The following is a 6,069-nucleotide window of genomic DNA, read 5'->3' as shown; positions in this document are numbered from 1 at the left end:
TCGAAACGGACGTCTATGAGGTGGGGAAGGTCGTGCACGCTCATACAGGTGTATCGGACCGGACGGCCGGATGGATGAGCCGTGAGGCTCAGGAGCCCGGTACATGGTGCCTTTTCCCGGCGGAGGGCCGCCTGAATCCCGTTCACCGCCCGGACCCCGCTTGCATCGCCGACCCCACGCGACGTACGGTCGGACCTCCACCGCATCCGACCCAGGAGCAGCAGATGACCGTGGCCGAGGCCGTGCTGACCGAAACGCGACGCGCGACGCTGCGGGCGCTGTGCGACACGTTCGTGCCGTCCGTCGACGACGCCGGCCACGACGACGTCGCCCGCGGGTTCCTCGCGCGCTGCGCGTCGGATCTCGGGGTGCCGGAGCAGATCGAGGGCCTGATGGCGCAGGTCATGACGCCAGAGGAGATCGAGCAGTTCGGCGGCCTGTTCGACGCGCTGCACGGGGAGGGGTTCACCGACGCCGACCTCGCGACCCGGACCGCGCTGATCCACGGCATCGCCGCGCAGGACCCCGGCGCGAAGCTCGGACTGCGCGGCGTCAAGGGGCTGACGCTCCTCTTCTTCTACGGGATGCCCGACGCCGCGGGCAGCAACCCCAACTGGGAAGCGCTCGGCTTCCCGGGGCCGCCGACGTCACCGCCGACGCCCGAGGAGTCCCCCAAGCGCCTGGCCGTGCGCGAGGTCTCGGGAGCGACCGCGACCCTGCGCTGCGACGTGTGCGTCGTGGGCTCCGGCGCGGGAGGCGGCGTGATCGCCGCACGCTGCGCGCAGGCCGGCCGCGACGTGCTGGTGCTCGAGGCCGGCGGCTACCGCAGCGAGTCGGACTTCTCGAACCAGGAGGTCCCCGGCTACTTCGAGCTGTACCACGGCGGCGGCCTCGGGGCCTCGGAGTCGGGGTCGATCTCGGTCCTCGCCGGCGCGACGCTGGGCGGCGGGACCGTCGTCAACTACATGAACTGCGTGCGGACCCCCGACACGATCCTCGACGAGTGGGAGCGGCACGGCCTCGCCGGGCTCGGGCAGTCGGCCTTCGTGCAGGAGCACCTGGACGTCGTGATGGAGCGGCTGGGCGCGAACACCGAGGCGACCCGGCAGAACGGCACGCATCGACGACTCCTGCGCGCATGCGACGAGCTCGGCTACGAGCACCGTCCGATCTGGCGCAACGCGACGCTCGACGACGACGCGGCGCACTGCGGGCACTGCTCGCTCGGATGCCAGCACGGCTGCAAGCGGTCCGCGCTGAAGACCTGGCTGCAGGACGCGTCGGACGCGGGTGCCCACGCGGTCGTCGGGTGTCACGCGGACAGGGTCCTCACGAGCGACGGCCGGGCGACCGGGGTGCAGGCGACGGTCACGAACGCCGACGGCAGCACCACCGCCCTGACGGTGGAGGCCGACACGGTCGTCGTGGCCTGCGGCGCCATCGAGTCGCCGGCGCTGCTGCTGCGCAGCGGGATCGGCGGGCCCGCCACCGGGAAGCACCTGCGCCTGCACCCGGCCTTCGCGGTCCTCGGCATCTACGACGAGGAGGTCGACGGCTGGACGGGCCAGATCCAGTCCGCGCTGTCGGACCACTTCTTCGACATCGAGGACGGGTACGGCTTCCTCCTGGAGGCCGCCGGGCTGCTGCCCGGCTTCATGTCCGGCGCGCTGCCGTGGGAGTCCGGCGAGCAGCACAAGCGCCTGATGTCGCTGCTGAAGTGGACCGCGCCGTTCATCACCGTCGCGCGCGACCACGGGTCCGGCGAGGTCGTGCTCGACGACCTCGGTCGTCCGGTGGTCCGCTGGGACTTCGACGACGACGTCGACCGGCGCCTGGCGATCCGGGCCAACGTCGAGCTGGCACGCCTGCACCATGCCGCGGGGGCGACCGAGATCTACACCGCCCACCAGCGCGAGCACCGCTGGCGCAGCGGCGAGGACTTCGACGGCTACCTCGCAGCTCTCGAGCAGGCGAGCTACGCGCCCAACGACATCGCGTGCTTCACCGCGCACCAGATGGGGTCGTGCCGGATGGGCAGCGATCCGCAGACCTCGGTCGCCGACGGGCGCGGGCAGCTGCACGACGTCCCCGGCGTGTGGATCGGGGACGCCAGCGCCTTCCCGACGGCGCCGGGCGTCAACCCGATGGTCACGATCATGTCGCTCGCGCACAGGACCGCGGACGCGATCCTCTCCGGCGACTGACCGGCACGGCGGGTGGCGCGGCCGCGCCGTGCCGGGGCTCCACCGTCAGTGATGGGCCGGGACCAGCGCCTCCGAGCTCGCCCGGCTGACCATGACGTCGCCGCCGATCACGCCGACCCGCGAGATCTCGAAGTCCGCGAGCTCCTCCATGACCCAGCGGGCCGCCAGGTCGTTCGACGCCTGTGCCTGGTCGGCGTTCGAGAAGACGCTGATCGTCATGAGCATGTCCTCCCCGGTCTCGATCGCCTGGTAGGAGATGAACCCGGGCTCGGCCGCCAGCGACTCGGCGAAGTCCCGGTCGACGCGGTGCATGACCGCGTCGAGGGTCCCGGCGCCGACACGATAGGTCCGCACGGTCGCGAACATTGCTGCACGCTCCTTCTGATGGGGATGCTGGGCCGTGCTCCGACGCTACGCCCGTCGCGTGCATCTGGCAACCCGACGTGCGGCCAGCGGCGCGGCGCCCGCGCTCGGGCCGCAGTGTCGCGGGCGTGACACTCCGGATGTCGTCGCGCGCAACGACGCGGAGCGGGTGCGGACGGATGCTGCGGACATGCTCTCTCCCGCCTCCGTCACCTGGTCCGGCACCATCAGCTGCCACCCCTGCGATGCCGCTCCGGCCACCCCCGAACCCCCTTCCGGGACGCCGCTGCGGGCGCCCGCGGCGCACGGGCAGCGACCCACGCGGACGCGGCCCGGATCGGTGTCGCGACCGAACCGTGCGCCCGCCTCGGGCCGGCCGACGTGCGTCCAGGTGCGGGACCTGGCCAGCGCGTAGGGGGTGCGACGTCTGAGCGACCCTGAGGGTCGCTGAAACGCTGCAGGGCGTGGGGTGGCGGGGTGCGGGGGCGGTGCGGGCGGGGCGCTCAGGCGTCCGGTGCGTCCTCGATGGCGGCCAGGAGCGTGCCGGCGTCGACCTGGGTGCCGACCTCCACCGGGAGGGACGTGAGGATCCCGTCGGCGGGCGCGACGATCTCGTGCTCCATCTTCATCGCCTCGAGCACCAGCAGCGGCTGACCGGCGGTCACCGTGTCGCCCTGGGCGACGTCGACGCGGACCACGCTGCCCGGCATCGGGGCCAGGAGCGATCCCGCGGCGTCCTGCGCGGAGGGGTCGGGGTAGCGCTCCAGCTCCGTCAGGTCGCACTGGCCGACCGGACCCGTCACATGGGTCTGCGGATCACCGGCGTGGACCCGCACGTCGTACGCACGACGGATGCCGTCGACCTCCAGCACCACGTGCTGCGGTGTTGCGTGCAGCAGGCGGACGTCGCCCAGCGGCGCTCCGTCGACCTCGAGGACGCGCAGGCCGTCGCGGCCGAAGCGATAGCCGACCGTCACCGTCTCGTCCTCGTGCGCGTACTCCACGACCTGCGGCTGCGACGGGCTGTTGCGCCACCCGGAGGGCAGCGTCGTCTGGACCACCGCCGCGGCCCGCTCGCGAGCCTGCCGGGCCAGCGCGGCCGCGGCGGCGCTCAGCGCCCGCTCGGGGCCGTCGACGAGCGGCGCGCGCAGACCGGTCGCCTCGTCGCGGTCCAGGAAGCGGGTGTCCGCCTCCCCGGCCACGAACGCCGGATCGCAGAGCAGGCGCACGAGGAAGTCGCGGTTGGTGCGCAGCCCGTCGATGTGCGCCTCGCGCAACACCGCCGCCAGGTTTCGCACGGCCTCGGCCCGCGTCGGCGCGTGGGCGATGACCTTCGCGACCATCGGGTCGTAGTGCACCGAGACGGTCGAGCCGCTCTCCACCCCCGCGTCGATACGGAGCCCCTCGCGTTCCGGCAGCGACAGGCGGTGCAGGCGGCCGGTCTGGGGCAGGAAGTCGGCCGCCGGGTCCTCCGCGTAGAGACGGACCTCGACCGCGTGCCCCGAGGGCTCGGGTCGCTGCGCCCGGGCCGGGACCGGAGCACCGGCCGCGATCTCCAGCTGCAGCCGCACGAGGTCGACGCCGGTCACCATCTCGGTCACCGGGTGCTCGACCTGCAGGCGGGTGTTCACCTCGAGGAAGAAGAACTCGTCGCTGCCGTCGGTCGCGAGCAGGAACTCCACGGTGCCGGCCCCGACGTAGCCGATCGCCGCACCCGCCGCCACCGCGGCGTCCCCCATCCGCGCCCGGAGCTCGGGCGAGACCGCCGGGGACGGCGACTCCTCCAGCACCTTCTGGTGGCGGCGCTGGACCGAGCACTCACGCTCGCCGAGGTGCGTGACGGTGCCGTGGTGGTCGCCGAGGATCTGGATCTCCACGTGGCGGCCCGACGCGACATAGCGCTCGAGCAGCAGGGTGTCGTCGCCGAACGCGTCGGCCGCCAGGCGTCGTGAGGAGGCGACGGCGGCCTCGAGGTCCTCGGGGCGCTCCACGACCTTCATGCCCTTGCCACCGCCGCCGGCCGACGGCTTGACGAGCAGCGGGTAGCCGACCTCGCCCGCGGCGGCGAGCAGGGCTTCCCCGTCGAGGCCGGTCGCGTCGCAGTCCGGCAGGACGGGCACCCCGGCCTCGCCCAGCAGCCGCTTGGCGCCGAGCTTCGAGCCCATGGCGTCGATCGCCTCCGGGGACGGACCGACGAAGGTCACCCCAGCGTCGGCGCAGGCGCGGGCGAACGCGGCGTTCTCCGCGAGGAAGCCGTAGCCGGGATGGATCGCGTCGGCCCCGACACGGCGAGCGGCGTCGATGATCGCGTCGCCGCGGAGGTAGGACTCCGCCGGAGCGGCACCGCCGAGCCGGACCCCGAGGTCGGCCTCCCGGACGAACGGCGCGTCCGCGTCGACGTCGGAGTACACGGCGACGGTGCGCAGGCCCATGGCCCGGGCACTGCGCAGGATGCGACGGGCGATCTCGCCGCGGTTGGCGACGAGCAGGGTGGTGATCGGCTTCGGTGCGGTCATGTCGTCGTCCTGTCGTCCTACATCCGGAAGACGCCGTAGCCCTGCGCGCCCTCCACCGGTCCGGAGTGGCAGCACGAGAGCGCGAGGCCCAGCACCGTGCGCGAGTCGCGCGGGTCGATGATCCCGTCGTCGTAGAGCAGCCCGGAGTTCGCCAGCGCCAGGGACTCGCGCTCGATCTGCTCCTCGACCGCCTTGCGCATCGCGGCGTCGAACTCCTCGTTGTACGTCTGCCCCTTGGACTCGGCGGCCGCTCGGGCGACGATCGACAGCACGCCGGCGAGCTGCGCCGGTCCCATCACCGCGATCTTGGCGTTGGGCCAGGCGAACACGAACCGGGGCTTGTACGCGCGGCCGCTCATCCCGTAGTTGCCGGCGCCGTAGGAGCCGCCCGCGATCAGCGTCAGGTGGGGCACGGTCGAGTTCGAGACCGCGTTGATCATCTGCGCGCCGTGCTTGATGATCCCGCGCTGCTCGTACTCCTTGCCGACCATGTAGCCGGTGACGTTGTGGATGAAGAGCAGCGGCACGTCCATCTTGTTGGTGAGCTGGATGAACTGCGTCGCCTTCTGCGCCTCCTCGCTGAAGAGGATCCCCTGGGTGTTGGCGATGATGCCGACCGGGTACCCGTGGATCGACGACCAGCCGGTCGTGAGCGACGTGCCGTACAGCGGCTTGAACTCGTCGTACTCGGAGCCGTCGACCAGGCGGGCGATCACCTCGCGCATGTCGAACGGCTCCTTGAGGTCGATCGACGCGAGCCCCGCCAGGTCGTCGACCGGGTGCAGCGGCTCGCGGACCGGCAGGGCCGTCGCGCCCGGGCCGAGCTTGCTCCAGTTGAGCCGCCGCACGACCTGGCGACCCAGCCGCAGGGCGTCCTGCTCGTCGACGGCCATGTAGTCCGAGAGGCCCGAGACGCGCGAGTGCATGTCGGCTCCCCCGAGCTCCTCGTCCCCGGACTCCTCGCCCGTGGCCATCTTCACGAGCGG

4 protein-coding genes are annotated in these 6,069 nt (G+C 72.6%); 1 reads left to right on the top strand and 3 read right to left on the bottom strand.

Features of this window, described 5'->3' with window-relative positions; translation table 11 throughout:
* Window positions 1–224 precede the first annotated feature (224 nt).
* A complete protein-coding gene (locus tag ABYE80_RS15910) occupies window positions 225–2,204 on the top strand; it encodes an FAD-dependent oxidoreductase (RefSeq protein WP_372791286.1) in 1,980 nt (659 codons plus the stop codon).
* Window positions 2,205–2,249: 45 nt separating this feature from the next.
* Here ABYE80_RS15910 and ABYE80_RS15905 read toward each other — a convergent pair whose 3' ends face one another.
* The 3 genes from ABYE80_RS15905 to ABYE80_RS15895 all read right to left on the bottom strand — a co-directional run.
* Complete coding sequence (locus ABYE80_RS15905) at window positions 2,250–2,570, bottom strand: antibiotic biosynthesis monooxygenase (RefSeq protein WP_372791285.1); 321 nt, start codon at window positions 2,568–2,570, stop codon at window positions 2,250–2,252.
* 500 nt (window positions 2,571–3,070) lie between these two features.
* A complete protein-coding gene (locus ABYE80_RS15900; protein WP_372791284.1) occupies window positions 3,071–5,083 on the bottom strand; it encodes a biotin carboxylase N-terminal domain-containing protein in 2,013 nt (670 codons plus the stop codon).
* Window positions 5,084–5,100: 17 nt separating this feature from the next.
* The coding region (locus ABYE80_RS15895; protein WP_372791283.1) for an acyl-CoA carboxylase subunit beta at window positions 5,101–6,069 on the bottom strand (969 nt) is incomplete at its 5' end.

Source organism: Paraconexibacter sp. (genome assembly GCF_041602235.1).
Taxonomy (GTDB): Bacteria; Actinomycetota; Thermoleophilia; order Solirubrobacterales; family Solirubrobacteraceae; genus Paraconexibacter.
Note: the sequence above shows the minus strand (reverse complement) of the source record. Positions and strands in the feature narration are given on the sequence as shown.